Origin of the sequence: Pseudomonas oleovorans subsp. oleovorans, assembly GCF_002197815.1 — a bacterium.
GTDB lineage: Bacteria > Pseudomonadota > Gammaproteobacteria > Pseudomonadales > Pseudomonadaceae > Aquipseudomonas > Aquipseudomonas oleovorans.
The window spans coordinates 136,477-161,761 of sequence record NZ_NIUB01000001.1 but is presented as its reverse complement, the minus strand read 5'-3'; the positions used below and the strand labels follow the sequence as shown (position 1 = coordinate 161,761).

Genomic DNA, 25,285 nt, shown 5'->3' with positions numbered 1-25,285 from the left:
CGCCTTGGGCGCGGGCGGGGTCATAGGGCGGTGGCATTTGGAAAATTTCGGCTGCCTAACCTGACGTGGATCATGACCGTCGAGTCACTCATTCGTCCAATGTCGTGGCAAGTGCGGCGCGTGTCGCGGATGGGATGGGACTTTGCAAGGGCCGAGGGTGCGCCTGGCGCACCCTCGAACAGCGAGCCCGCCAGGCGGTGGGCTCGAAGGGCTCAGCTCTGGTAGCTGATATGTCCATCCACCAGCGTGTAGCGCACCGCGCCGGGCAGGCAATGGCCGATGAACGGGCAGTTGCTGCCCTTGGAGTACCACTGCTCGCCAGCGACGGTGGAGGCCTGCGCATCGAACAGCACGATATCGGCAGCGCCACCAACGCTCAGCGTGCCGGCCGGCAGGCGCAATGCGGCGGCTGGGCCACTGGTCAAACGTGCCAGCAGCGTCGGCAGATCCAGCAGGCCGTCCTGCACCAGGCTCATGGCCAGCGGCAGCTGCAGTTGCACGCTGCTGATGCCCGGCTCGGTGGCGGCGAAGGGCGCCAGCTTGGCGTCGCGTTCGTGCGGTTGGTGGTGGCTGGCGATGGCCGAGATCACTCCGGCCTTTACCGCTTCGCGCAGACCGTCGCGGTCGGCCCGCGAGCGCAGTGGTGGCTGTACGTGATAGAGACTGGAAAAATCGATCAGCGCCTCATCGGTGAGGATCAGTTGGTACAGCGCCACGTCGGCGGTCACCGGCAGACCACGTGCCTGGGCGGAGGCGATCAGCTCGGCGCCGCGGGCGCTGGTGATCTGGCTGAAGTGCGCGCGCACGCCGCTCTGTTCCACCAGCAGCAGGTCGCGGGCCAGGGCCACGGTCTCGGCGGTTTCCGGGATGCCGGCCAGGCCGAGGAAGCTGGCGGTCGGGCCCTCATGCGCCAGCCCGCCTTCGGCCAGGTCGGCATCCTGCGAATGGAAGATCACCTGCAAGTCGAAGGTGGCCGCATATTCCAGCGCGCGGCGCAGGGTGCGGCTGCTGCGGAAGTTGTCCAGGCCGTTACCGAAGGCGACGCAACCGGCATCGCGCAGGGCAACCAGCTCGGCCAGTTGTTCGCCAGCCAGCCCCTTGCTCAGCGCGCCAATGGGGAAGACCTTGGTGTGTCCGGCTTCGCGGGCGCGGTCGAGAATCAGCTCGGCCACCGCCGAGGTATCCAGCACCGGCTTGGTGATCGGAGGGCAGCACAGGCTGGTGACGCCGCCGGCCGCAGCCGCCAGGGTTTCCGTGGCGATGCTGCCCTTGCGGCTATAGCCTGGCTCGCGCAGGGCCACGGACAGGTCGACAAGGCCGGGGGCAGCGATCAGTCCTTGGGCGTCGAGCGTCTTGTCGGCGACGAAGCCAGCAGGCGCCTGGCCGATGGCGGCCAGCTTGGTGCCGTCGATATAGAGGTCAGTGACCTGATCCAGGCCGCTGGCCGGGTCGATCACGCGAGCGCCGAGGATTGCGGTACGCATCAGTTGGCCTCCTCGGCGTTGAGTTGACGTTGGGCGTTCTGCCCGCTCATGGCCATCGACAGCACGGCCATGCGGATGGCGATGCCGTAGGTGACCTGGTTGAGGATCACCGACTGCGGGCCGTCAGCCACTGCCGACTCGATCTCCACGCCGCGGTTGATCGGGCCTGGGTGCATCACCAGGGCATCCGGCTTGGCCAGTTTCAGGCGCTGCTCGGTGAGGCCGAACAGGCGATAGAACTCGCCCTCGCTGGGCAGCAGGCCGCCCTGCATGCGCTCGCGCTGCAGGCGCAGCATGATCACCACGTCGACGTCCTTGAGGCCTTCATTGGCATCACTGAATACGCGCACACCGTAGCTTTCCTCCAGGCCGACGGGCAGCAGGGTCTTCGGCGCAATGACGCGGATATCCGGGCAGCCCAGGGTCTTCAGCGCCAACATGTTCGAGCGTGCCACCCGCGAGTGCAGGATGTCGCCGACGATGGCCACCGACAGGTTCTCGAAGTCGCCCTTGTGGCGGCGGATGGTGAGCATGTCGAGCATGCCCTGGGTCGGGTGCGCGTGGCGGCCGTCGCCGCCGTTGATGATCGCCAGGTTCGGGCACACGTGCTCGGCGATGAAGTGCGCGGCGCCGGAGTCGGCATGGCGCACGACGAAGATGTCGGCGGCCATCGCCTCGAGGTTGCGCAGGGTGTCGAACAGCGTCTCGCCCTTGCTGGTGGAACTGGTGGAGACGTTGAGGCTGATGACGTCCGCCGACAGGCGTTGGGCGGCCAGCTCGAAGGTGGTGCGGGTGCGCGTGGAGTTCTCGAAGAACACGTTGCACACGGTCTTGCCGCGCAGCAGCGGGACTTTCTTCACTGCCCGCGCGCCGACTTCGAGGAAGGAGTCGGCAGTGTCGAGGATTTCGGTCAACAGCTCACGAGGCAGGCCGTCGAGTGAGAGGAAGTGGCGCAGCTGACCTTGGTCATTGAGCTGCAGCGGGCGCTTGGCGGCGAGTGGCGTCATCGCGGGGAGTCTCAGTTGGCGAGCGTCTGGAGTTCGAGGGTCAGCGGCGTGGGGCCGGACAATTTTACCCGCTCGTTGGTGGCCAGCGACAGGGTGGCGCCGACCACGTCGGGGCGGATCGGCAACTCGCGGGCGCCCAAGTCGAGCAGGCTGACCAGGGTCACGCTGGCGGGGCGGCCGTAGTCGAACAGTTCGTTCAGCGCTGCGCGGATGGTGCGCCCGCTCATCAATACGTCGTCGATCAGCACCAGGTGCTGGCCTTCGATCTCGAACGGCAGTTCGGACGGTTGCACCTGCGGGTGCAGGCCGTTCTGGGTGAAGTCGTCGCGGTAGAAGGACACATCGAGGATGCCCAGCGCGTCATCGCGCCCCAGGGCGGCAAGCAGGGCCTGGGCGACCCAGACGCCGCCGGTGCGGATGCCGATGAAGCGCGGCTCGCTGATCTGGCGTTGGTTCAGATGCTGGGTCAGCGCACTGGCCATGGCCGGTAGCAGGTCGTTGGGGTTGGGTAGCATGGCGAAACTCCTAGGTGCGGGCCGACTCGATCAACCCGTGCAGTTTTCCTCTAGCCAGCCCTGTAGCAACAAGGCTGCAGCAATGGCATCGACCGGGCGCTCGCGATAGCCGCCACTCTGGCCTTCGCGCAGGCGTTGGCCTTTGGCCTCGAAGGTGGTCAGGCGTTCGTCGTGGGTGTAGGCCGGCAGGTTGAAGCGGCCGTTGAGGCGGCGGGCGAATTTCTCGGCGCGGGCGCTCATTTCGCTGGGCGTGCCGTCCATGTTCAGCGGCAGGCCGACCACCACGGCGTCCGGCTGCCATTCCTTGAACAGCGCTTCGACGCGGCTCCAGTCCGGCACGCCATTCTGCGCCTTGAGCACGCACAGCTCCCGGGCCTGGCCGGTGATCACCTGGCCGACGGCGACGCCGATCTGCTTGGTGCCATAGTCGAAACCCAGCAGCAGGCGCAGTGGCTTGTCGCTCATCAGGCGTGCCCGACCTGCGAGGTCAGCAGGCTGAGGTTGACCCCCAGGCGTGCGGCGGCGGCGTTAAGGCGCTGGTCGAACGGCAGGTCGAAAAGAATGTTGCTGTCGGCGGGGCAGGTCAGCCAGGCGTTGTCGGCCAGTTCGGCTTCCAGTTGCCCGGCATCCCAGCCGGCGTAGCCAAGGGTGATCAGGTAGCGATCCGGGCCGCTGCCGTCGGCGATGGCGAACAATACGTCCTGCGAGGTGGACAGGCCCAGCTCGCCCAGCTCCAGGGTCGCTTGGAACTGCGAGCCGGCTGGATGCAGGACGAAGCCGCGGTCGGTCTGTACCGGGCCGCCGGCGAAGATCGGCAGGCTGTGGCACAGTGCCGCGGGCTCCTCATCAGGGCGTAGTTGCTCCAGCACATCGGCCAGGTTGAGGCCATTGGGCTTGTTGATCACCAGGCCCATCGCGCCCTGCTCGTTGTGTTCGACCAGGTAGGTGACGGTTTGCGCGAAATTCGGATCGTCCATGTGCGGCATGGCGATCAGGAAGTGGTGCTTGAGCGAAGTTGGGGCTGATTTCTTCATGACGCCTAGTTTGGAACGACAGGCGGCAAGCTACAAGCGTGAGCAGCGCTTTGCCGGTTTTCACCCAGGCTGCTGGCGCCACTTCGCAGGGGGCGCCGTGCGCACCGAGGATCAGGGTTGGCTAATTACTCGACAGTCGATCGCCGCGCTCGAAGCGCCAGGTGCGGATGATTTCCAGGCGGTCGATATCGGCCAGGTCGCCGGTGAAGGGGGCATAGGGCGCGGCCAGGCGCACGATGCGTTGCGCGGCCTGGTCGAGTACCGCCTGGCCGGATGATTCCAGCACCTGTACTTCATACAGCGAACCGTCGCGGTTGATCGACACCAGCAGGCGCAGGCTGCCATAGATGCGCTGGCGGCGGGCGTCGTCGGGGTAGTTGAGGTTGCCGATGCGTTCGACCTTCTTGCGCCACTCGTCCTTGTACCAGGCGCCCTTGTCGCGCGTGGTCGAGGCCGCGTTGAGGCGATGAATCTTCGGGCGCTTGGCATAGGCCTGCACCTCCTGCGCCAGTTCCGCTTCCAGGCTGGCTATCTCGGCGGACAGTTGGGCAGCGTCGAATACCGGCGCCGGGCGCGTTGTCGCAACCGGCTTGGCTTCCTCGCGTTTGACTGGCGTCTTCTGCTGCTGCGGGGCGCGGGTGGCGACGGCGGCCTTGGGCGTCTCCTGTCGGGTGGCGGGCTGCTGCGGCGTGGCGGGCGGCGTGACCTTGCGCACCTCGCTGTCCTGAAAGGGCGCCTGCTCGGTAGTCTTCGGTGCGGCGGTATGCTCCAGGGTGCCGCTGCCTTGCTGGTTGTCCTGAGCGAGGAAATCGGCCTTGTCCGGTGCTTTTTCGCTCTTGAAGGTGGACAGGGTGATTTCCAGTGTCTTGCTGATTTCCGGTGGCGACTCCAGGGTGAAGCCGACGCCAAGAATCATCGCTACGTGCAGTGCGGCGGCAAGAAAGAGGGTGAACCCGAGGCGATCCGCCGGTCGGACGGTGGCGGAGGGCGCGCTGGTTGGGGAGGCTGCTGCGTTCATCGCGTATCGGGTCTGCTTTCGAATGTCGCGCAGTCTGCCGGGTAGCGGTGGGCGCCTGCAAGTTGCAGGCGCCAGGCTGCCACTTGCGTCAAGCTTTTAGTCCGCGCTTGTTGGCAATGCAGTCCATCAGGCGTTCGCCGATACGGGTATCGAAGGCGGCGTCGATCTCGCGGATGCAGGTCGGGCTGGTGACATTGATTTCTGTCAGATGATCACCAATCACATCGAGTCCGACGAAGATCAGGCCCTTTTCGCGCAGGGTAGGCCCGACTGCTACGGCAATTTCGCGATCGCGCTCGGTCAGCGGGCGCGCCTCGCCGCGGCCGCCGGCGGCCAGGTTGCCGCGGGTCTCCCCGGCAGCCGGAATGCGTGCCAGGCAATAGGGTACCGGTTCCCCATCTATCATCAGGATGCGCTTGTCACCGTCCTTGATTGCCGGCAGGTAGGCCTGAACCATGATCTGTTGGCGACCATGCAGGGTCAGTGCTTCCAGAATCACGGAAAGATTCGGGTCGCCTTCACGGTGACGAAAGATTTGCGAACCACCCATGCCATCAAGGGGTTTGAGAATGATGTCACGGTGCTCATCGGCAAACTGGCGCACAATGTCGGGGCGCCGGGTGACCAGAGTAGGTGGTGTGTACCGAGGGAACTGGGTGGCGAAGAATTTTTCGTTGCAGTCACGCAGGCTCTGCGGCCGGTTCACGACCAGGACACCATCACGCTCCGCCTGCTCGAGCAGGTAGGTGGAGTAGACGAATTCGTTGTCGAAGGGTGGATCCTTGCGCATCAGGATCACGTCCAGTTCGGCCAGCGGCGTGTCCTGTTCGGCATCCAGGGCAAACCAGCGTTGCGGGTCGTTGAATACCTCCAGCGGGCGCATGCGGGCACGGGCCTGGCCACGAACCTGGTAGAGATCCTGCTGCTCCATATAGAACAGCGACCAGCCGCGTGCTTGAGCGGCCAGTAACATGGCCAGCGAGCTGTCCTTCTTGAAGGAAATGCTGGCAATCGGATCCATGACGATCCCGAGACGAAGGCTCATGGGGGAAATCTCCGCGAGGTAAGAGGGTTAAGGCCTGGCTGGCTATGCCTTGTGAGGCTGTCAGGGTGGCGTTGGCGATGGCCTTGGTCAAGGGCTGGCGCAGCCCCGGCAGGCTTATAGATTGCATCTGGAGAGTGTGCTACAAAGGCCCGACGATTGGGCCAAAGCCCATCGGCAACTGGGCCTCAGGCATACTGATAACGCGAATATAACGACTCACCGAGGCGATGGTAGGGCGAAAATGGAACAGCATTCCGAGGGTTTGAAAGTGATGGTGATCGACGATTCGAAAACGATTCGTCGCACCGCTGAAACTCTGCTGAAAAAAGTGGGCTGTGATGTCATCACTGCGGTCGATGGCTTCGATGCCCTGGCCAAGATTGCCGACACTCACCCCAGCATCATCTTTGTCGACATCATGATGCCGCGTCTCGATGGGTATCAGACCTGTGCCCTGATCAAGAACAACAGTGCTTTCAAGTCCACGCCAGTGATCATGCTGTCCTCCAAGGACGGCCTGTTCGACAAGGCCAAGGGGCGTATCGTCGGCTCCGATCAGTACCTGACCAAGCCTTTCAGCAAGGAAGAGCTGCTCGGTGCGATCAAGGCTCATGTGCCGGACTTCACCCCGGTGGAACAAGCCTCCTGACGTTCCGGCCTGACCGCCGTACGCCACTTCTGTATTGGGAAACACCATGGCTCGAATTCTGATTGTTGATGACTCCCCGACCGAGATGTACAAGCTGACCGCCATGCTGGAAAAACATGGGCACCAGGTACTCAAGGCGGAAAACGGCGCTGACGGCGTGGCTCTGGCTCGCCAGGAAAAGCCCGACGCGGTGCTGATGGACATCGTCATGCCCGGCCTCAACGGCTTTCAGGCGACGCGTCAGCTGACCAAGGACGCCGAGACCAGCCACATTCCGGTGATCATCGTCACCACCAAGGATCAGGAAACCGACAAGGTCTGGGGTAAGCGCCAAGGCGCCAAGGACTACCTGACCAAGCCGATCGACGAAGATACCTTGCTGAAGACCCTCAATGCGGTACTGGCCGGCTGATGCCGTGCTGTCCGTGTACTAAATAAAAAGAAGGCCAAGGCTGGCATGTCTGCGCAGACTCCTTTCCAGATTCTCCTTGAGATTGACCAGCGTTGCCGTGCCCTGGCGGCTGGCCTGCCGTCGCAGCAGGCGGCGGTGCAGACCTGGAGCGGCATCGGCTTTCGTATGGGGGAGCGCCTGTTCGTTGCACCCATGGGGGAGGTGGGTGAGGTTTTGCACGAGCCGCGCTATACCTTGTTGCCAGGCGTGAAGAGTTGGGTCAAAGGGGTGGCTAACGTGCGTGGCCGCCTGTTGCCGATCATGGATCTGTGCGGGTTCTTCGGTAATGAACTGTCGCCGCTGCGCAAGCAGCGGCGGGTGCTGGTGGTCGACCACCAGGAAATCTTCGCCGGCCTGACGGTCGACGAAGTCTTCGGTATGCAGCATTTCCCCGTGGATGCCTACTCAGAACAACTGCCGCCTCTCGAGGCGAGCATTGCGCCGTTCATCCACGGTGTCTTCCAGCGAGAACAGCCCTGGTTGGTATTCAGCCCCTACGCGCTGGCTGCCGATCCGGGTTTTCTCGATGTGGCTTATTAAAGATTTATCGGTTGGGTCGGTTCTGCCGGCCTTTTGGCGTTACATGGGAACCGTAGTGCGGTCGGTCCAGGCGGGGGCCAGAAAATGAAAAAAATCAATGCAGGCAATTTGTTGGCGGGGGCACGCAGCAGTTCGCTGATCGCAGCGCTGTTCGTGGTGCTTATCGTGTCCATCGTGCTGTTGTTCGCGAACTTCGCCTACATCAACACCCAGTCCGGCTACGATACCGAGTACATCAGTCACGCCGGTGAGCTGCGCGTACTGTCCCAGCGTATCGCCAAGGACGCCAATGAAGCGGCCGCAGGTACGGCGCCAGCTTTCGGACTGTTGCGCGAGGCGCGTAACGACTTCCAGCAGCGCTGGGGTTATCTGACCGATGGCGATGCCAGCACCGGTCTGCCGCCAGCGCCGGCCTCTGTACAGGCGCAAATGGCTGCCGTACAGAAGGACTGGGATGCGCTGCGGCAGAACACCGACGCCATTCTCGCCAGCGAGCAGACCGTATTGTCGCTGCACCAGGTAGCCGCCACCCTGGCGGAAACCATTCCGCAACTGCAGGTCGAGTACGAGGAAGTGGTCGACATCCTGCTGGAAAGTGGTGCGCCGGCGGCTCAGGTTTCCGTGGCTCAGCGCCAGTCGCTGCTGGCTGAACGTATTCTGGGTTCGGTGAACAAGGTGCTGGCCGGTGACGAAGATTCGGTACAGGCCGCCGACATGTTTGGTCGTGATGCCAGCCTCTTCGGCCGCGTGCTCAATGCCATGCTCGAAGGCAATGCCGCCATGGAGATCACCCAGGTGACCGACGAAGAGGCGCTTGAGCGCCTGTCGGAAATCTCCGAGCTGTTCGAGTTCGTCTCCGGCTCGGTGGACGAAATTCTAGAAACCTCGCCGGAACTGTTCCAGGTGCGTGAATCGGCGAACTCGATCTTCACCGTTTCGCAGACCCTGCTGGACAAGGCCTCCGAACTGGCCGCCGGTTTCGAAGACCTGGCCTCGGGCCGTGCCATCAATACCCTGTTCGGCTACGTGCTGGGTGCCCTGGCGCTGGGTTCGATCATTCTCATCGGTCTGGTGATGGTGCGTGAAACCAACCGCCGACTGGCCGAAACCGCCGAGAAGAACGAGCGTAACCAGACGGCGATTCTGCGACTGCTCGATGAAATCGCCGACCTCGCCGACGGTGACCTGACCGTGGCCGCGACAGTAACCGAAGACTTCACCGGTGCCATCGCCGACTCCATCAACTACTCCATCGACCAGCTGCGCGACCTGGTAGCCACCATCAACCTGACCGCCGTTCAGGTAGCCGGTGCGGCCCAGGAAACCCAGGCCACGGCGATGCACCTGGCGGAAGCGTCCGAGCACCAGGCGCAGGAAATTGCCGGTGCCTCCGCGGCGATCAACGAAATGGCCGTGTCGATTGACCAGGTATCGGCGAACGCCTCGGAATCCTCCGCGGTAGCGGAACGTTCCGTAGCCATCGCCAACAAGGGCAACGAAGTCGTACACAACACCATCACCGGCATGGATAACATCCGTGAGCAGATCCAGGACACCTCGAAGCGAATCAAGCGCCTCGGTGAATCGTCCCAGGAGATCGGTGACATCGTTAGCCTGATTAACGACATTGCCGACCAGACCAACATCCTTGCACTGAACGCCGCGATCCAGGCGTCGATGGCCGGTGATGCCGGTCGCGGCTTCGCCGTGGTAGCGGACGAGGTACAACGCCTCGCAGAACGTTCCTCGGCGGCGACCAAGCAGATCGAGGCGCTGGTAAAAACCATTCAGACCGACACCAACGAAGCCGTTATCTCCATGGAGCAGACGACTTCCGAAGTGGTGCGCGGTGCCCGCCTGGCGCAGGACGCCGGGGTGGCCCTGGAAGAGATCGAGAAGGTATCGAAAACCCTCGCGGCCCTCATCCAGAACATTTCCAACGCCGCCCGTCAGCAGGCTTCGTCTGCGGGTCACATTTCCAACACCATGAACGTGATCCAGGAGATCACCTCGCAGACGTCCTCGGGTACCACCGCCACCGCCAAGAGCATTGGTAACCTGGCCAAGATGGCCAGTGAGATGCGCAAGTCGGTATCCGGTTTCACCCTGCCAGACGCCTGATAAAGGAGTGCGGAGGCTGGCTGCAGCCTCTGCTACACAGCCATGACCCAGGGCGAAGGTATGCAGTCAGCGGGCGTGTGGGCATTGCGCCCGGTGGCCGATATGTCGCAAGCCGATTTCCACGACTGGCAGACGTTGCTCGAGGCGCGTACCGGTGTGGTGATCAGCGAGCAGCGGCGCGCTTTTCTGCAGACCAACCTGAGTGCGCGCATGCGCGAACTGGGCGTCACGGATTACGCCAGCTACTACCAACAGGTCACCGATGGCCCACGCGGCGCAGTGGAGTGGTCGACCCTGCTGGATCGTTTGACCGTACAGGAAACCCGTTTCTTCCGGCATGGGCCTTCCTTCGAGGTGCTCGCGCAGTACCTACAGGAGCGCCTGGCGGCAGGCCTGGGCAAGCCCTGGGAATTGTGGAGCGTGGGTTGCTCCAGTGGTGAAGAGCCCTATTCGCTGGCGATTATGGCGGCTGAGGCGCTACAGGGCAGCGAGTTGCCCGAGCATTTTGCGGTAACCGGCACCGATATCAGCCAGGGCGTGCTGAGCAAGGCGCGTGAGGCCTGTTACTCGGCGCGGCGCCTGGAGCAGGTGAGTGACGAGCTGCGCGAGCGCTACTTTCTCGCGCAGGCCGATGGGCGTTTCAAGGTAGTACCGAGCCTGGCTGCGCGCGTGTGCTGTGCCCGGCTCAATGTGCTGGAACTGGCCAATGCGCCAATGTGCGGCATGGATGTGATTTTCTGTCAGAACTTGCTGATCTATTTCCGCCGCTGGCGTCGCCGCGACATCCTCAATCGCCTGGCCGAGAGCCTGGCGCCGGGTGGCCTGCTGGTCGTGGGTGTGGGCGAAGTAGCCGGTTGGCAGCACCCGCAACTGGTGCCGGTGGCCGACGAGCGAGTTCTGGCGTTTACCCGCAAGGGATAAGGCCAAGTTTATGAGTGGAGTGGCTATGGGTGATCGGCATGATTATGTCGCCCTGGAGTGGGTCAAAGGCGAGATCGGGGAAACCCTGAAGCAGGCGCGTCAGGCTCTGGAGGCGTTCGTCGAGAACCCGCAGGACCCCACGCGCATGCGCTTCTGCCTGACCTATGTGCACCAGGTTCACGGCACCTTGCAGATGGTCGAGTTCTACGGCGCGGCGTTGCTCGCCGAGGAAATGGAACAGCTGGCCAAGGCGCTGATGGAAGGTCGCGTGGCCAATCAGGGAGAAGCCCTGGAAGTACTGATGCAGGCCATCCTGCAGTTGCCGGTGTACCTCGACCGCATCCAGACCGCTCGCCGCGACCTGCCCATGGTCGTGCTGCCGCTGCTCAACGACCTGCGCGCCGCCCGTGGCGAAAAGCTGCTGTCGGAAACCAGCCTGTTCTCCCCGGACATGTCCGCACGCCTGCCCGCGCTGCCGGAAGGCAGCATGGCGCGCCTGCGTACCGCCGAATTGCCGGTGCTGCTGCGCAAGCTGCGGCAGATGCTGCAGATGGCCCTGGTCGGCGTGATCCGCAATCAGGACCTGCCCACTAACCTGGGCTACATGGCGCGGGTCTTCGCGCGCCTGGAAACCCTGTGCCAGGACGCTCCGCTGGGCGGTCTGTGGCAGATCGCATCCGGTATGGTCGAAGGCCTGGCCAATGGCAGCGTGGTCAATGGCACGTCGGTGCGCACCCTGCTGCGCCAGGTCGACAAGGAACTCAAGCGCCTGGTCGAACAGGGCGCCGATGGCATCAACCAGCCCGCCCCGGATGAACTGACCAAGAATCTGCTGTTTTACGTGGCCAAGGCGCCGGCGCAGTCGCCGCGTATCCGTGCGCTGAAAGAGCAGTACCGCCTCGACGAGGCGCTGCCTGACACCGACGTGGTGGACGAAGAGCGTGCCCGTCTGGCCGGCCCGGACCGCGATGCCATGCGCTCGGTGGTCGCTGCGCTCTGTGAAGAGCTGGTACGGGTCAAGGACAGCCTCGACCTGTTCGTGCGCAGTGATCGCACTCAGCCCGGCGAGCTGGACGCCTTGTTGGCGCCACTCAAGCAGATCGCCGATACCCTGGCGGTGCTGGGCTTCGGTCAGCCGCGCAAGGTCATCCTCGACCAGATCGACGTGGTTCACAGCCTGTCCCTGGGACAGCGTGAGCCCAACGACGCCGTACTGATGGATGTCGCTGGTGCGCTGCTTTATGTCGAAGCGACCCTGGCCGGCATGGTCGGCCCTAGTGAGGCCAGCCAGAACGAACAGAGCCGTCTGCCCACCACCGACGTGGCGCAGATCCATCAGTTGGTGATCAAGGAAGCGCGCAATGGTCTGGAACAGGCCAAGGACGCGATCATCGAGTTCATTGCTTCGCAGTGGAACCACGAGCACCTGGCTCGCGTGCCCGAGCTGCTGACTCAGGTCCGTGGCGGCCTGGCGATGATCCCGCTGCAGCGCGCCGCCGACCTGCTCAATGCCTGTAACCGCTACATCCAGGAACAGTTGCTGGCGCGCCAGGCCGTGCCCAACTGGCAGAGCCTGGATACCCTGGCCGACGCCATCACCAGCGTCGAGTACTACCTCGAGCGTCTGGCCGAGGATCACGGCACCCAGGGTGACCTGATTCTCGACGTCGCCGAGGAGAGCCTGGAAGCACTGGGTTATCCGCTCAAGGAAAAACCGTCGATTCTCGACCGCGTCGAACCGCAGGAGGAAAGCCTGGCGCCGCTGGCTGACCCGCTGCAGGAAATCGAACTGCTGGGCGCCGAGGACGAACAGCTCGAAGAGCCCCTGGCCGAGACCGAGGCGCTGATCTTCGATGTAGTCGAGCCGTCCAGCGATGAGGTTGCGGATCTGCAACTGCTGGACGCTGAGCCTGAGCAGTCGGACGCCCGTGAGACTGCCGACAGCTTTACCTTCGAGCTGGACGAGCTTGAAGAGCTACCCGCCCTGCAGGACGAAGAAACCGTTGCCGCACCGCTGCTTGACGCCGAGCCGGAGCTTGAGCTCGAAGAGCTGAGCCTGGATCAACTGGCCGAGCCGGCGCAGTGGGATGAGCTGGAACTGGCCGATCTGGAACTACCGGAAGTCGAGCTACCCAGCGCACCGCAGGTGCAGGAACTGCCGGATGAACCGGCGGCGGAGAAGCCGCTGTCGATGGCCGATGTCATGGCCGCTCCGGTACAGGCGATCAACCCACCTGCTGCCGACGTGCCGCCGAGCCTGCTGCCGCCGCCTGCCGACGAAGAGCCGGTGGACGAAGAGCTGCTGGAAGTCTTTATCGAAGAAGTCGGCGAAGTGCTGGAAACCATCGGCGAATACCTGCCGCAGTGGCAGGCCGATACCGATAACAAGGACGCGCTGATCGAAGTGCGTCGGGCCTTCCACACGCTCAAGGGCAGCGGCCGCATGGTTCGCGCGCTGATCATCGGCGAGCTGGGCTGGTCCATCGAGAACCTGCTCAACCGCGTGCTGGACCGCAGCATCGAACCGAGTGCACCGGTGCAGCAGGTGGTGCTCGACGTAGTGGCGCTGATGCCGGCGCTGGTCGACGAGTTCGCCGCCAAGGCTCAGCGTCAGCGTGACGATGTCGATCTACTGGCGGCCACCGCGCATGCCCTGGCCAAGGGTCTGACGCCCCCAAAATCTGACGCCCCGGCCACCCAGCAGGTAGCCGAGCCCGTGGGCGTGGACGACGCTACCGAGGTCGTCGAGCAGGTCGAGTCGGTCACCGACCAACCGCTCGATAGCGAGTCTCTCGACGGCGAGCCCCTCAATGGTGAGCCCCTTGACCCACAGTTGCTGGAAATCTTCCGCAACGAGGCGGAAACCCATCTGGATACCCTGGTGGGCTTTCTCGCCGATTGCGCCCAGGAGCTACCGCAGCCAGTCACCGACGACCTGCAGCGTGCGCTGCACACCCTCAAGGGCAGTGCCTATATGGCCGGCATCCTGCCGGTGGCAGAAATCGCTGCGCCGCTGGAGAAGCTGGTCAAGGAGTTCAAGACCAACCTGATTCAGGTGGATCTGGCGGCCGCCGAGTTGTTGAGCAGCGCTGAGGGCGTGTTCCGTATCGGGCTCGACAATCTCGAGACTCAGCCTCTGGCACCTATTCCCGGCGCCGAGGCATTCCTTGCCCGGGTCCAGGCGCTGCATCAAGAGCGTCTCGCCAACGCCGAAGACGAGCGCATGGCACAGAGCGGCGAAAGCCGCGATCCGCAGATGATCAGCATCTTCCTCGCCGAAGGCATGGACATCTTGCTGGATGCCGAGGACCTGCTGCGTAAATGGCGCGAGCATCCGTCCGAGCGCCAGGAGCTGTCTGCGCTGCTGGAAGAGCTGACCACGCTCGGTCGTGGCGCCGAAATGGCCGAGCTGCCGCAGATCGACGAGCTCTGCGAGGCCCTGCTGGATCTCTATGGTGCCGTCGAGGAAGGCAGCCTGGCCGTTAGCGAACGCTTCTTCGACGAAGCGGAAAAGGCTCACGAAGCGCTGATCGGCATGATGGATCAGGTCGCTGCGGCCTTGCAGGTCAGCCCGCAACCCGAGCGCGTCCAGGCGCTGCGTGAGCTGCTCAGCGAAGCCATCGATCCGCATACCCTGGCCTTGCTGGCGCCTGGCGTCGAGGGGCTGGAAATCATCGAGCTGGACCAGGCCACTGCCGAGCTGGAGCAAGCTGAGGCTGAGCCAGCGCAGTGGCAAGAGACGCTCGCCGAACCGGCAATCTTCGAGGACGCTGGCCTGGAGTTGCAGGCCGAGGCCGAACTGGGTTTCAGCCCTGTCGACGCCGACCTCGATGAGGAAATGGTCGAGATCTTCCTCGAGGAGGCTGTGGATATTCTCGACAGCGCCGGTCAGGCGCTGGAGCGCTGGCTCAGTGAGCCGGACAACACCATGCCGTTGTCCTCGCTGCAGCGCGACCTGCACACCCTCAAGGGTGGTGCGCGGATGGCCGCGATTCGCCCGATTGGCGATCTTGGCCACGAACTGGAGTCGCTCTACGAGGGTTTGGTCGATCGCCGTTACAACTATTCGCCGGCGCTGGGCAGCCTGTTGCAGCAAAGCCATGATCGCCTGGCGCAGATGCTCGATCAGTTGCAGGCCCGCCAGCCGCTGGTCTCTGGTGACGACCTGATTCAGGCAATTCGTCAGTTCCGCCAGGGTGGCACGCCGCAGAGTCTGTCGGCCGCCGTGGCTCAGGTTGAACCGGCGCTGGACGACGAGCTCGTCGAGTCGATCGAAACGGTGGAGCCCGATAGCTTCGAGCTGCCGCCTCTGGCACTGGTCGAAGACGACATCGTGCTCGACGAAGCGCCACAGGCAGAGCCTGAGGCAGGGTTGCCGCTGATCGACGAAGTCGAGCTGGTGTTGCCCGAAGACGAACTGCCACCGCTGGCCGAGGCTGTCGTCGAGCCAGAGTCAAAGCCACAAGGCACGACGCTGGCCAACTGGCATGAAGAGCGCGATCCCGAACTGGTGGAAATCTTCCTCGAGGAAGGTTTCGACATCATCGACAGTGCCGGTGCCGCTCTGCAGCGCTGGATGGGCGACGTCGACAACAGTCTGGAGCTGGAAGCCCTGCAGCGTGACCTGCACACCCTCAAGGGTGGTGCGCGCATGGCCGAGATTCGTGAAATCGGTGATCTGGCCCATGAGCTGGAATTCCTTTACGAGGGGCTCGGTGGCGGTCGCCTGCGAGCCAGTCAGGAGTTGTTTACCCTGCTGCAGGCCTGCCACGACCGTTTGGCCGAGATGCTCGAGGCCGTGCGTGGTCAGCGCGCAGTGCCGCAAGGCCATGCCCTGATCGAGACGATCAAGCGTTTTCGTGCCAACCCTGACGAGCAACTGAGCATGCCGTCGGCAGTGCAGCTCAAGGCCGTGGTCGAGAGCGACGACACCGAAGAGGCTGACAGCGACATCCTCGACATCTTCCTTGAGGAAGGCGACGACTTGCTCGAGGCGATGGAAGCCGCCATTGGACGCTGGGAAGAACAGCGCGACGACAGCGGCGCCATCGACGAAATGCTGCGTATCCTGCACACCCTCAAGGGTGGCGCACGCCTGGCTGGGCAGAAGCGCCTTGGCGATCTGAGCCACGACCTGGAGCAGCACCTCAGCGAGGCGCTGCAGCAGGGCGCACCGTGGCCGGAGAGTCTGCTGCTGGATCTGCAGTCCGGTTTCGAAGGCTTGCAGAAAGAGCTCGACGTGTTGCGTCAGCGCCTCAGCGCCAGCCTCGCTGATGAGCCGGTGGCAGTCGCAGCGGAGCCAGCGACGGCGCCCGTGAACAATCTGCTCAACCCGATCGTTGCTGCCAGTGACGTGCCGAACCAGTTGCAGGCGCCGAAGGTGCTGCCGTTCGTGCAGCGCGCACAGGAGGCCGCACTGGAGGCGGCATCCCGCCGCGCGCCACAGGAGTTGGTCAAGGTACCGGCCGAGCTGCTCGAGGGGCTGGTCAACCTGGCCGGTGAGACCTCGATCTTCCGTGGCCGTGTCGAGCAGCAGGTGAGCGATGTCGGCTTCACCCTGAGCGAGATGGAAGCGACTATCGACCGCGTGCGTGACCAGCTGCGCCGTCTCGACACCGAGACCCAGGCGCAGATCCTCAGTCGCTATCAGGCCGAAGCCGAGCGCGCCGGTTATGAAGATTTCGACCCACTGGAGATGGACCGCCACTCGCAACTGCAGCAGCTGTCCCGTGCGCTGTTCGAGTCGGCTTCGGACTTGCTCGATCTGAAGGAAACCCTGGCGGCGAAGAACCGCGACGCCGAGACCCTGCTGCTGCAACAGGCGCGGGTCAACACCGAACTGCAGGAAGGTCTGATGCGCACCCGCATGGTGCCGTTCGACCGTCTGGTGCCGCGTCTGCGCCGTATCGTGCGCCAGGTGGCCGGCGAGCTGGGCAAGCAGGTGGAATTCGTCGTCGGCAACGCCGACGGGGAAATGGACCGCACCGTGCTCGAGCGCATCGTCGCGCCTCTGGAGCATATGCTGCGTAACGCCGTCGATCACGGCATCGAGCCCAGCGCTGTACGCCGCGACGTCGGCAAGCCGGAAACCGGCACCATCCGCCTCAACCTCGGTCGCGAGGGCGGCGACATCGTCCTCACCCTCGACGACGACGGCGGCGGCATCCGCCTCGACGCGGTGCGGCGCAAGGCCATCGAGCGCGGCATGATGGATGCCGACAGCGACCTGACCGATCACGAGATCCTGCAGTTCATCCTCGAGGCCGGTTTCTCCACCGCCGAGAAGGTCACGCAGATTTCCGGCCGCGGCGTCGGCATGGACGTGGTGCATTCGGAGGTCAAGCAGCTCGGCGGCTCGATGAGCATCGATTCGGCCGTCGGCCAGGGCACCCGCTTCACCATCCGCCTGCCGTTCACCGTGTCGGTCAACCGCGCGCTGATGGTGTACTCCGGCGAGGACCTCTATGCCATCCCGCTGAACACCATCGAAGGTATCGTGCGGGTGTCGCCCTACGAGCTGGAGGCCTACTACGCGCCCGACGCGCCGCGTTTCGAGTACGCCGGACAGGCCTACGAACTGAAGTACCTGGGCGATCTGCTGAACAACGGTCAGCAGCCCAAGCTGGTGGGCCAGAGCCTGCCGCTGCCGGTGATCCTGGTGCGTTCCAGCGAGCACGCCGTGGCGGTGCAGGTGGACAGCCTGGCCGGCTCGCGCGAGATCGTGGTCAAGAGCCTCGGCCCGCAGTTCGCCGGGGTGCACGGGATCTCCGGTGCAACGATCCTCGGTGACGGCCGCGTGGTGGTGATTCTCGATCTGCTGGCGACCATTCGTGTGTTGCATGCACATCTGCAGAATCAGCTGATGCCGCGCCTGGCTTCGCGTCAGGCTGCGACCAATGAAGAGGTCGAGGCCGACCGGCCGCCGCTGGTCATGGTGGTCGACGACTCGGTCACCGTGCGCAAGGTCACCAGCCGTCTGCTCGAGCGTAACGGCATGAACGTGGTCACCGCCAAGGACGGGGTCGATGCCATCGCCCAGCTGCAGGAGCACAAGCCTGACATCATGCTGCTGGACATCGAGATGCCGCGCATGGACGGTTTCGAAGTGGCTACGCTGGTGCGTCACGACGAGCGCCTCAAGGATCTGCCGATCATCATGATCACCTCGCGTACCGGCGAGAAGCACCGCGAGCGGGCCATGTCCATCGGCGTCAATCAGTACCTCGGCAAGCCCTATCAGGAGTCCTTGCTGCTCGACACCATCGCTCAGTTGGTGGATAGCCATCGGGTCAAACGGACATGACAGACAAAACCTCTGCGCGTATCGCAGTAATTGCCGACACCTCGCTGCAGCGCCACGTGCTGCAGCAGGCATTGGCCGGTGGCGGTTATCAGGTGGTGCTCAACAGCGACCCGACGCGGCTCGACGAGGAGCAACTGGCAGCCTGCGAGACCGACCTGTGGTTGGTGGACCTGGCCCAGTCGGAAGATTCGCCGCTGGTCGACAGCCTGCTCGAGCGTGTCAGCGCCCCGGTGTTGTTCGGCGAGGGCCATGCCCCCGAGCGCCATTCGGAGAACTACCCGCGTTGGGAGCGCAGCCTGTTCGGCAAGCTCAAGCGCCTGGTCGGCGATCCGACCCAGGCGGTCGGGCCGAGCCTGCAGGCTCTGCTCGACGAAGCGCAGCGTCCGGCGCGTCTGGAACTGCCGCAAGCACTGGCCAACACGCCGCTGAAAGCTGGCGAACCGGCCCGTCAGGTATGGCTGCTGGCTGCCTCGTTGGGTGGTCCGGCAGCGGTCAAGGCATTTCTCGATGCCCTGCCGGGTGGCCTGCCCATCGGTTTCATCTATGCCCAACACATCGGCGCCAGTTTCGAGGCGGCATTGCCGCAGGCGGTCGGTCGGCACAGTCAGTGGCACGTCAACTCGGCACGTCATGGCGACCCGGTGCGTTGTGGTGAGGTGGTGGTGGTGCCGATCACCCGCGAGCTGGGTTTCGCCGAAGACGGCGCGATGCAGCTTGCCGAGCGCGGCTGGCCTGAGCCGTACAGCCCCTCCATCGATCAGATGATGCTCAACCTGGCGCAGCAGTTCGGTGCCCAGTGTGGGGTGATCGCGTTCAGCGGCATGGGCAGCGATGGCAGCGCCGCCGCCGCCTACGTCAAACGCCAGGGTGGCCTGATCTGGACCCAGCGCGCCGACAGCTGCGCCAGCCCGAGCATGCCCGACAGCCTGCGCGAAGGCGGTTACAGCAGCTTCAGTGCCGACCCGCGTGAGCTGGCCGTGGCGCTGGTCAATCACCTCGCCGAACATTGCAGTTGAGGACGTTTCAATGAGCCAAGCAGTCGCCACCCAGAACAGCGCCGCCAGTCTCACCGGTTTGCTGGTGCCTCTGGCCGACCGCACTCTGCTGCTGCCCAACGTGGCGGTGGCGGAGCTGATCCCCTATCGCGCGCCGCAGGTCACTGAAGGCACTCCCGACTGGTTTCTCGGCCAGATCGCCTGGCGTGATCTGCGCTTGCCGCTGCTCTCCTTCGAGGCCGCCAGCGGTGGCCAGGCGCATGTCGCCAGTGGTGCCCGCGTTGCAGTGATCAACGCCCTGGGCGGCCGCCCCAAGGTCAAGTTCATTGCCCTGCTGGTGCAGGGTATCCCGCGCTCGCTGAAGGTCGGCAGCGACCTGCCTGCGGCCGATGTCGAGCTGGCGCCGCTGGAACTGGGCGCCGCCCGTGTCGGTGACGAGGTCGTGCGTATTCCCGACCTGGCCGCACTGGAGCAATTGCTCGCCGATGCTGGTTTGATCTGAAGTAGCCATGCGCTCAGGCGAGCGCCCATGAAAAAGCCCCTGCACTTGGCCGGGGCTTTTTCGTTACTGCTGTGCGGCTATCGGCGCTGCGGTTGTTGCAACTCGCCCTTCTCGATAGTCAGGTTCTCTTCCGAGGTGCTGGTGCCCCAGTAATCGGCATTCTTGATACCGAGCTTCTCCGGGTGGAAGACCGGGTCCTTGCCTTCGTCCTGTTGCTGCTCGTAGTCCTTCAGGCACTTGTAGGCAACCTTGTGCATGAGCAGGATGGCGATGATGTTCAGCCAGGCCATCAGGCCGACACCGAGGTCACCCAGGCCCCACGCCAGGTCGGCGGTTTTCACGGTGCCGTAGACGGTCGCCACGATGATGCCGGCCTTCAGCAGCAGGGTCAGCCAGGGGCGATTCACCTTGCGGTTAATGGGGTATTCGGGAAATCCTGTTGTTAGAGGACTTCCCGAACACCGCTAGCTGAAATGGGTGGTCGTGTTGATGGACGCCCTACTGGGCGCCCTGGATGGCCTTGAGAACGGCCTCGATGGAAACGCCGTGGTCGTAGATCGGGATGCTGTACATGACCCGCTCCATGGGGCGTGCGTAGCCAACGAAAGGTGACTCCCGCTTCGGCTTGGGCATGCTCACCTTGTGCTCCAGGCTGAACAGCGTCTTGGCCCGGAACATCTCGAACGACATGCCCCTGGCGTCCCTGTTCAGGTCGCGCATCTGCCGGTTGATCGACTCGGTGAAGGCGTTGGTGTTGCGCTGGGCTGGGCCGAAGTACGAGAAGATCTCCCGCTCCCAGTTCGTCATCGAGGTAATCAGCGGCTTCCAGTGGGACTTGTGCCCCTCTGGAATCGCGTTCAGCCACTCCTGGTAGCGCGCCCTTGCCTCAGCCTCGGTTGTGGCCTCCCAGATGTCGAAGAACGCCTCCTTGAGCTTGTAGGCCATGCCCAGCTCGGGGAACTGATCCAACCAGGTATGGATGATCAGCTCCTGCATCGGGTTCAGGTCACGGCGCCGCATCAGCATCATCTTCCGGTCGCCCTTGAGCTGTCGGCGCTGGTGCTGGGTCAGCTCCTTCTTGAGCCCCTTGCGCAGCGTCTCCATCGCCTCGTTGGCCATGCGCTGGATGTGGAACCGATCCACCACGATGGCGGCCTTGGGGAACAACTGCGAGGCCACGTCGCGGTAGGGCTTCCACATGTCCTGGCAGACGATCTGGACGTTCTCCCGGCCTTGCATGTTGGCCAGGTAGTTGTAAAGCACCGGATACTGCCGCGACTCCAGAATGTCGAGGATGGTGCCCCGCTCGATGTCGGTCAGCACACAGCGGAACTGCCGGTTCAGGTACAGCTCGTCGATGCCGAGAACGCGCGGTAGGGTTGGCCTGTAGCCGATGGCCTTCATGTCGCAGTGCGACTTGATCACAGCCCGCACTACCGACTCATCGAACCCGATGTCCTGGGCAACCTTGGCGTTGGTGCCGCTCAGCGAGCGCTTGATGATGTAGTCGTAGCATCGCCGGGTCATCCGGTGATCCTCCGCCATCTCGTAGATGGGCGGTGTGAACGTGCTGTTGCATGACTTGCACTGGAACCGGCGCCGGATCACCCACAGCGACACGCGCTTGCCGTGCATCGGCACGTCGCGGAACTTCACCTGCTTCTTGCCGAAGCGCACCAGCTGGCCGACCGTACCGCAGGTGTGGCAGGCGTCGGGGTCTGGGTACTCCACCTGGAAGTGGTAGTCGTGCTCATCCTCTTGAAAGCCCAGGACTTGGGCCTTCAAGGGGTGCAGTAGGCTGTTTGGGGGAGTCATGCGACGATTCCTTTTGCTGCGCACTGCTCCGGGAGCAGGCCGCCATTCTTCTGGCGGAAGTAGCCAATCAACTCCGGCATCAGGCGCTCGATCCTGCGCGCGGAGCGGCTCGCCTCCTGGAAGTGCTCGAAGGCGCTGAGCCAGACGGGGTAGTTCATCGCCTTCACGCCGGCGGCGATACCGCTGTCCCAGCGGTAGACACACCAGATGGCGTGATGCACCAGGTGGCAGACCTCCTGAGCTTCGTAGAAGCCGAGCACGAACTCGTCCTCTTTCGCCTTCGGCAGCCACTCGCCCTCCAGCTCGATGCGCGCCACCAGGCCGACAGCCTCTGCGAACTGGTCGGACTCGATCTTCTTGTACGAGCAGCCGAACTTGGACTTGAGGGCGCTCCAGCAGGTCACTGCGGCCTTGGCCTGCTTCTCCTTCGGCAGCGCCTCGACGCGGGCTTTCACCAGCGCCTTGATGGCGTCCTGCTGGTCGATGGAGCGGCCGTTGGGCAGGGCCTTGGGGGCGCGCTTCTCTTTGGCGGGGGAAGGAACCTCAGCCACACCTTCCAGGACATCGAGCACCCAGTGACGGAACTCTTTGGCAACCTTGGTACGGGCGAACATAGCCAGCAGATGCGCGCCGCGCAGGGAGAAGATGCGAACCTGCTGGACGCCGCCTTTGGTGGGCATCTCGATCAGGGCGGTCATCTTGTCGCTGAACTCTTCGGCGTTGCTGCGGTAGAGCTTGGCAATCGACAGCTCTGGGTTCTTGTACTCCAAGGCCAAACCGATCTGGTTTGCCCTTACCCACGGATTGCCGTTGCGATCAACGATGTCGAATTGGGTGTTGTTGAAGGTGAGCGATTGCATGGCAGTTTCCCTCTGAAGGCTTGACCTCCGCGCCCAAACGCCAATTTGGGTGAGCGGAACCGTGCGGGTTGGCGTACCGGTCAGAGGGCCGGCGGGTCTTTCGACCCCCACGCACGGCCCGCCCATAACGGGTGCAGCCATGCCGCGGGCACAAAAAAACCGCTCGAAAACGGCGGTTGTGTCCGCCTCTGAATCCGGGACGCCAATCCCAGGCCGCTGGACTTACAGCGACGGGAGGAAGGTATCCCGACCAAGGCGGTGTGTCAACAAGATTTCCCGTATGCAAAAACGATTTGTAGCCCCCTACGGGTGAGGCTCAATCAACAACCTTTCCCGAATACCCTTCATCGTTTGCTCGAAAACCTTCACCACCCAGGAAACCCTGGCCAACGCCCATGCCGCGCGAGCCTGGTGCGTGCAGGCGCTCGGCGATGAGGCGGCGGTTGCCCAGCATTTCGTGGCGGTTTCCAGTCACCCCGAGGAAGTCGCCCGCTTCGGCATTGATCCGCAGCATATGTTCGTCTTCTGGGACTGGGTGGGCGGGCGTTACTCGATGGATTCGGCCATCGGCCTGTCCACCATGCTGGCCATCGGCGCCGAGCACTTCCGCGCCCTGCTGGCCGGCCTGCACGCCATGGACGAGCATTTCCGCCATACCTCGCTGGAGCAGAACCTGCCGGTATTGATGGGCCTGCTAGGGGTCTGGAATGTCAATTTCCTCGGCATCACCGCCGTTGCCGTGCTGCCCTATGAGCAGTACCTGAAACGCTTTCCCGCCTACCTGCAGCAGCTGACCATGGAAAGCAACGGCAAGCACGTAACCCTGGGCGGTGCGCGGGTCGATTACGACACCTCACCGATCTACTGGGGCGAGCCGGGCACTAACGGCCAGCATTCGTTCTATCAGCTGATCCATCAGGGCACCCGGCTGATCGCCTGCGATTTCATCGGCTTTTGTCAGTCTCTCAACCCCCTGGGCACCCAGCATGACCTGCTGATCGCCAACCTGATCGCCCAGGGCGAGGCGCTGGCCTTTGGCAAGCGCGAGGAAGAATGGCGCGCCCAGGGCGCGTCGCCGACGCTGGCGCCGCACCGCGCCTGTGAAGGCAACCGTCCCAGTAGCACGCTGCTGGCCGAACGCCTCGACCCCTTCACGCTGGGTACGCTGGTGGCCCTGTATGAACACAGCGTGTTCGTACAGGGCATGATCTGGCAGATCGATCCCTTCGACCAATGGGGCGTCGAGCTGGGCAAGGCCCTGGCCAAACGGATCGCGACGGAAATCGCCCAACCTGAGCCGGGCGAGTTGAGCCATGACAGTTCCAGCAACACGCTGATCCGCCGCTACCGCCAGCACAAGGGGGTGCGCCCGTGAACCGCATCAACCCGCTGGCCGGTCAACCCGCCCCGTCCTCCTCGCTGGTCGATGTGCCCGCCTTGCTGGCCGCCTATACCGACTGGCGACCCGACCCGTACATCCCCGCGCAACGGGTGGCCTTTGGCACCTCCGGCCATCGCGGCAGCTCGCTGACCCGCAGCTTCAACGAATGGCACCTGCTGGCTATCGCCCAGGCGATCTGCGACTACCGTCAGGCTCAAGGCATCGACGGCCCGCTGTACCTCGGCATCGACACCCACGCGCTGTCGCAACCAGCCCTGGAAAGCACCCTGGAAGTGCTGGCCGGCAACGGCGTGAGCACGCTGATCGCCAAAGACGGCGAATTCACCCCGACGCCGACCATTTCCCACGCGATCCTCACCTACAACCGGGGTCGCCACGCCGGGCTGGCCGATGGCATCGTCATCACCCCCTCGCACAACCCGCCGGCCGATGGCGGCATCAAGTACAACCCGCCCCACGGCGGGCCGGCGGATAAAGCCATTACCGACCGTATCGAGGCGCGCGCCAACACCCTGCTGGAAAACGCCTTGCGCGGCGTGCGCCGCTTGCCCCTCGCGCAGGCGCGCAACGCCGCGCGGGAACACGATTTCCTGCACGCCTATATCGAGGATCTGGAGCAGGTGGTGGACTTCACGGTAATCCGCGCCGCCGGCCTGCACCTGGGCGTCGACCCGCTCGGCGGTGCCGGCGTGCATTACTGGGCGCCACTGGCCGAACGCTACGGCCTCGACCTGCACGTGGTCAGTGAAGCGGTGGATCCGACCTTCGCCATGATGTCCCTGGACTGGGACGGACAGATCCGCATGGCCCCGTCCTCGCCTTATGCCATGCAGCGGCTGATCGGCCTCAAGGATGGGTTTGATGTCGCCTTCGCCTGTGACACCGACCACGACCGCCACGGTATCGTCACCCGCAGCAGCGGGCTGCTGCCATCGAATCATTACCTGGCGGTGCTGATCGACTATCTGTTTCGGCATCGGCCCCAGTGGCGCCCCGATGCCGCCATTGGCAAGACCCTGGTCAGCAGCGCACTCATCGACCGCGTGGCGCAGCGCCTCGGCCGGCGGCTGTACGAAGTGCCGGTGGGGTTCAAGTGGTTCGTCAACGGCCTGCATGATGGCAGCCTGGGTTTTGCCGGCGAGGAAAGCGCCGGCGCCACCTGCCTGCGCCGCGATGGCACGGTCTGGACCACCGACAAGGACGGCCTGGTGCCCGCGCTGCTGGCGGCGGAAATGACCGCCCGCTGCGGCCGCGACCCCGGCGAGCTGTATCGCGATCTGGAGGCGGAACTCGGCGAACCCCTGAACGATCGCCTCGACGCCGCTGCCACGCCCGAGCAGAAGGCGCGCCTGAGCCGGCTCTCGCCCGCGCAAGTGACCATCAGCCAGCTGGCCGGCGAGCCGATTCTCGCCGTACTCGACCACGCGCCCGGCAATCAGGCACCTATCGGCGGCATCAAGGTGATCGCCGCCAGCGGCTGGTTCGCCGCGCGCCCCTCCGGCACCGAGGCGATCTACAAGATCTATGCGGAAAGCTTCAAGGATCAGTCCCATCTGCAGGCCATCCTGCGCGAGGCCCACCAGATCGTCGATACCGCGCTCCATTCACCTGCGGAGTAACCGC

General features: G+C 64.0%; 20 protein-coding genes. 10 read left to right on the top strand and 10 right to left on the bottom strand.

The window, feature by feature from the left end; all coding sequences use genetic code 11:
• Window positions 1–212: 212 nt before the first annotated feature.
• The 7 genes from PSOLE_RS00725 to gshB all read right to left on the bottom strand — a co-directional run bounded on the left by PSOLE_RS00725 (window position 213) and on the right by gshB (window position 6,103).
• Complete coding sequence (locus PSOLE_RS00725; protein WP_003458775.1) at window positions 213–1,484, bottom strand: dihydroorotase; 1,272 nt, start codon at window positions 1,482–1,484, stop codon at window positions 213–215.
• Window positions 1,484–2,491, bottom strand: coding sequence for an aspartate carbamoyltransferase catalytic subunit (locus tag PSOLE_RS00720; RefSeq protein ID WP_003458776.1), 1,008 nt, complete (start codon window positions 2,489–2,491; stop codon window positions 1,484–1,486). Before PSOLE_RS00720 ends, PSOLE_RS00725 begins: the two co-directional genes overlap by 1 nt.
• 11 nt (window positions 2,492–2,502) lie before the next feature.
• Entirely contained in the window at window positions 2,503–3,006 is a 504-nt protein-coding gene (gene pyrR, locus PSOLE_RS00715) for a bifunctional pyr operon transcriptional regulator/uracil phosphoribosyltransferase PyrR (protein WP_072423459.1), read from the bottom strand.
• 30 nt (window positions 3,007–3,036) lie between these two features.
• Complete coding sequence (gene ruvX, locus PSOLE_RS00710) at window positions 3,037–3,474, bottom strand: Holliday junction resolvase RuvX (protein WP_088339282.1); 438 nt, start codon at window positions 3,472–3,474, stop codon at window positions 3,037–3,039.
• The gene (locus PSOLE_RS00705; protein WP_074855186.1) at window positions 3,471–4,040 is read right to left on the bottom strand and encodes a YqgE/AlgH family protein; all 570 of its coding nucleotides are present in this window, start codon (window positions 4,038–4,040) and stop codon (window positions 3,471–3,473) included. The genes ruvX and PSOLE_RS00705 overlap by 4 nt, the downstream gene beginning before the upstream one ends.
• A 121-nt stretch (window positions 4,041–4,161) precedes the next feature.
• Entirely contained in the window at window positions 4,162–5,058 is an 897-nt protein-coding gene (locus tag PSOLE_RS00700) for an energy transducer TonB (protein WP_074855187.1), read from the bottom strand.
• Window positions 5,059–5,146: 88 nt separating this feature from the next.
• On the bottom strand, window positions 5,147–6,103 hold the full coding sequence (gene gshB, locus PSOLE_RS00695; protein ID WP_074855188.1) for a glutathione synthase: 957 nt from the start codon (window positions 6,101–6,103) through the stop codon (window positions 5,147–5,149).
• A 241-nt stretch (window positions 6,104–6,344) separates the two neighbouring features.
• On the opposite strand from gshB, the gene pilG reads away from it, so the two are divergent.
• From pilG to PSOLE_RS00655, 8 genes are all read left to right on the top strand, one after another.
• Window positions 6,345–6,752 carry a twitching motility response regulator PilG gene (gene pilG, locus PSOLE_RS00690; protein ID WP_003458788.1) on the top strand — a complete coding sequence of 136 codons (408 nt, stop codon included), beginning with the start codon at window positions 6,345–6,347 and terminating at the stop codon, window positions 6,750–6,752.
• A 46-nt stretch (window positions 6,753–6,798) separates the two neighbouring features.
• On the top strand, window positions 6,799–7,164 hold the full coding sequence (gene pilH, locus PSOLE_RS00685) for a twitching motility response regulator PilH (RefSeq protein ID WP_003458790.1): 366 nt from the start codon (window positions 6,799–6,801) through the stop codon (window positions 7,162–7,164).
• Between the two features lie 45 nt (window positions 7,165–7,209).
• Window positions 7,210–7,743 (top strand): chemotaxis protein CheW, encoded by a 534-nt coding sequence (locus PSOLE_RS00680; RefSeq protein WP_003458791.1) that lies wholly within the window; start codon window positions 7,210–7,212, stop codon window positions 7,741–7,743.
• An 84-nt stretch (window positions 7,744–7,827) separates the two neighbouring features.
• Window positions 7,828–9,864 carry a methyl-accepting chemotaxis protein gene (locus PSOLE_RS00675; RefSeq protein ID WP_074855189.1) on the top strand — a complete coding sequence of 679 codons (2,037 nt, stop codon included), beginning with the start codon at window positions 7,828–7,830 and terminating at the stop codon, window positions 9,862–9,864.
• Window positions 9,865–9,924: 60 nt separating this feature from the next.
• Window positions 9,925–10,785 carry a protein-glutamate O-methyltransferase gene (locus tag PSOLE_RS00670; protein ID WP_074855248.1) on the top strand — a complete coding sequence of 287 codons (861 nt, stop codon included), beginning with the start codon at window positions 9,925–9,927 and terminating at the stop codon, window positions 10,783–10,785.
• Window positions 10,786–10,810: 25 nt separating this feature from the next.
• Entirely contained in the window at window positions 10,811–18,088 is a 7,278-nt protein-coding gene (locus PSOLE_RS00665; RefSeq protein ID WP_074855190.1) for an Hpt domain-containing protein, read from the top strand.
• Entirely contained in the window at window positions 18,085–19,104 is a 1,020-nt protein-coding gene (locus PSOLE_RS00660; RefSeq protein WP_074855191.1) for a chemotaxis protein CheB, read from the top strand. Before PSOLE_RS00665 ends, PSOLE_RS00660 begins: the two co-directional genes overlap by 4 nt.
• Before the next feature lie 10 nt (window positions 19,105–19,114).
• Window positions 19,115–19,585 (top strand): chemotaxis protein CheW, encoded by a 471-nt coding sequence (locus PSOLE_RS00655; RefSeq protein WP_074855192.1) that lies wholly within the window; start codon window positions 19,115–19,117, stop codon window positions 19,583–19,585.
• A gap of 77 nt (window positions 19,586–19,662) precedes the next feature.
• Here PSOLE_RS00655 and PSOLE_RS00650 read toward each other — a convergent pair whose 3' ends face one another.
• The 3 genes from PSOLE_RS00650 to PSOLE_RS24335 form a co-directional block, all read right to left on the bottom strand.
• Window positions 19,663–19,992 carry an alanine:cation symporter family protein gene (locus PSOLE_RS00650; protein ID WP_244597239.1) on the bottom strand — a complete coding sequence of 110 codons (330 nt, stop codon included), beginning with the start codon at window positions 19,990–19,992 and terminating at the stop codon, window positions 19,663–19,665.
• Window positions 19,993–20,083: 91 nt separating this feature from the next.
• Window positions 20,084–21,400, bottom strand: a complete 1,317-nt coding sequence (locus PSOLE_RS00645) for an ISL3 family transposase (RefSeq protein WP_031761058.1) — start codon at window positions 21,398–21,400, stop codon at window positions 20,084–20,086.
• On the bottom strand, window positions 21,397–22,260 hold the full coding sequence (locus PSOLE_RS24335) for a BRO-N domain-containing protein (RefSeq protein ID WP_211281475.1): 864 nt from the start codon (window positions 22,258–22,260) through the stop codon (window positions 21,397–21,399). Before PSOLE_RS24335 ends, PSOLE_RS00645 begins: the two co-directional genes overlap by 4 nt.
• 319 nt (window positions 22,261–22,579) lie before the next feature.
• On the opposite strand from PSOLE_RS24335, the gene pgi reads away from it, so the two are divergent.
• Together pgi and pgm are read left to right on the top strand one after the other, a co-directional pair.
• Window positions 22,580–23,635 (top strand): glucose-6-phosphate isomerase, encoded by a 1,056-nt coding sequence (pgi, locus tag PSOLE_RS00635; protein WP_088339280.1) that lies wholly within the window; start codon window positions 22,580–22,582, stop codon window positions 23,633–23,635.
• Window positions 23,632–25,281, top strand: a complete 1,650-nt coding sequence (pgm, locus tag PSOLE_RS00630) for a phosphoglucomutase (alpha-D-glucose-1,6-bisphosphate-dependent) (RefSeq protein WP_084344015.1) — start codon at window positions 23,632–23,634, stop codon at window positions 25,279–25,281. Before pgi ends, pgm begins: the two co-directional genes overlap by 4 nt.
• The last annotated feature ends 4 nt before the right edge of the window (window positions 25,282–25,285 follow it).

What these genes read in the sequence shown, in the direction of transcription:
- PSOLE_RS00725 (WP_003458775.1), bottom strand. Translation starts at nt 1,484, where the DNA reads ATGCGTACCGCAATCCTCGGCGCTCGCGTGATCGACCCGGCCAGCGGC.
- PSOLE_RS00720 (WP_003458776.1), bottom strand. Translation starts at nt 2,491, where the DNA reads ATGACGCCACTCGCCGCCAAGCGCCCGCTGCAGCTCAATGACCAAGGT.
- pyrR (WP_072423459.1), bottom strand. Translation starts at nt 3,006, where the DNA reads ATGCTACCCAACCCCAACGACCTGCTACCGGCCATGGCCAGTGCGCTG.
- PSOLE_RS00705 (WP_074855186.1), bottom strand. Translation starts at nt 4,040, where the DNA reads ATGAAGAAATCAGCCCCAACTTCGCTCAAGCACCACTTCCTGATCGCC.
- PSOLE_RS00700 (WP_074855187.1), bottom strand. Translation starts at nt 5,058, where the DNA reads ATGAACGCAGCAGCCTCCCCAACCAGCGCGCCCTCCGCCACCGTCCGA.
- gshB (WP_074855188.1), bottom strand. Translation starts at nt 6,103, where the DNA reads ATGAGCCTTCGTCTCGGGATCGTCATGGATCCGATTGCCAGCATTTCC.
- pilG (WP_003458788.1), top strand. Translation starts at nt 6,345, where the DNA reads ATGGAACAGCATTCCGAGGGTTTGAAAGTGATGGTGATCGACGATTCG.
- pilH (WP_003458790.1), top strand. Translation starts at nt 6,799, where the DNA reads ATGGCTCGAATTCTGATTGTTGATGACTCCCCGACCGAGATGTACAAG.
- PSOLE_RS00680 (WP_003458791.1), top strand. Translation starts at nt 7,210, where the DNA reads ATGTCTGCGCAGACTCCTTTCCAGATTCTCCTTGAGATTGACCAGCGT.
- PSOLE_RS00675 (WP_074855189.1), top strand. Translation starts at nt 7,828, where the DNA reads ATGAAAAAAATCAATGCAGGCAATTTGTTGGCGGGGGCACGCAGCAGT.
- PSOLE_RS00670 (WP_074855248.1), top strand. Translation starts at nt 9,925, where the DNA reads ATGCAGTCAGCGGGCGTGTGGGCATTGCGCCCGGTGGCCGATATGTCG.
- PSOLE_RS00665 (WP_074855190.1), top strand. Translation starts at nt 10,811, where the DNA reads ATGGGTGATCGGCATGATTATGTCGCCCTGGAGTGGGTCAAAGGCGAG.
- PSOLE_RS00660 (WP_074855191.1), top strand. Translation starts at nt 18,085, where the DNA reads ATGACAGACAAAACCTCTGCGCGTATCGCAGTAATTGCCGACACCTCG.
- PSOLE_RS00655 (WP_074855192.1), top strand. Translation starts at nt 19,115, where the DNA reads ATGAGCCAAGCAGTCGCCACCCAGAACAGCGCCGCCAGTCTCACCGGT.
- PSOLE_RS00645 (WP_031761058.1), bottom strand. Translation starts at nt 21,400, where the DNA reads ATGACTCCCCCAAACAGCCTACTGCACCCCTTGAAGGCCCAAGTCCTG.
- PSOLE_RS24335 (WP_211281475.1), bottom strand. Translation starts at nt 22,260, where the DNA reads ATGCAATCGCTCACCTTCAACAACACCCAATTCGACATCGTTGATCGC.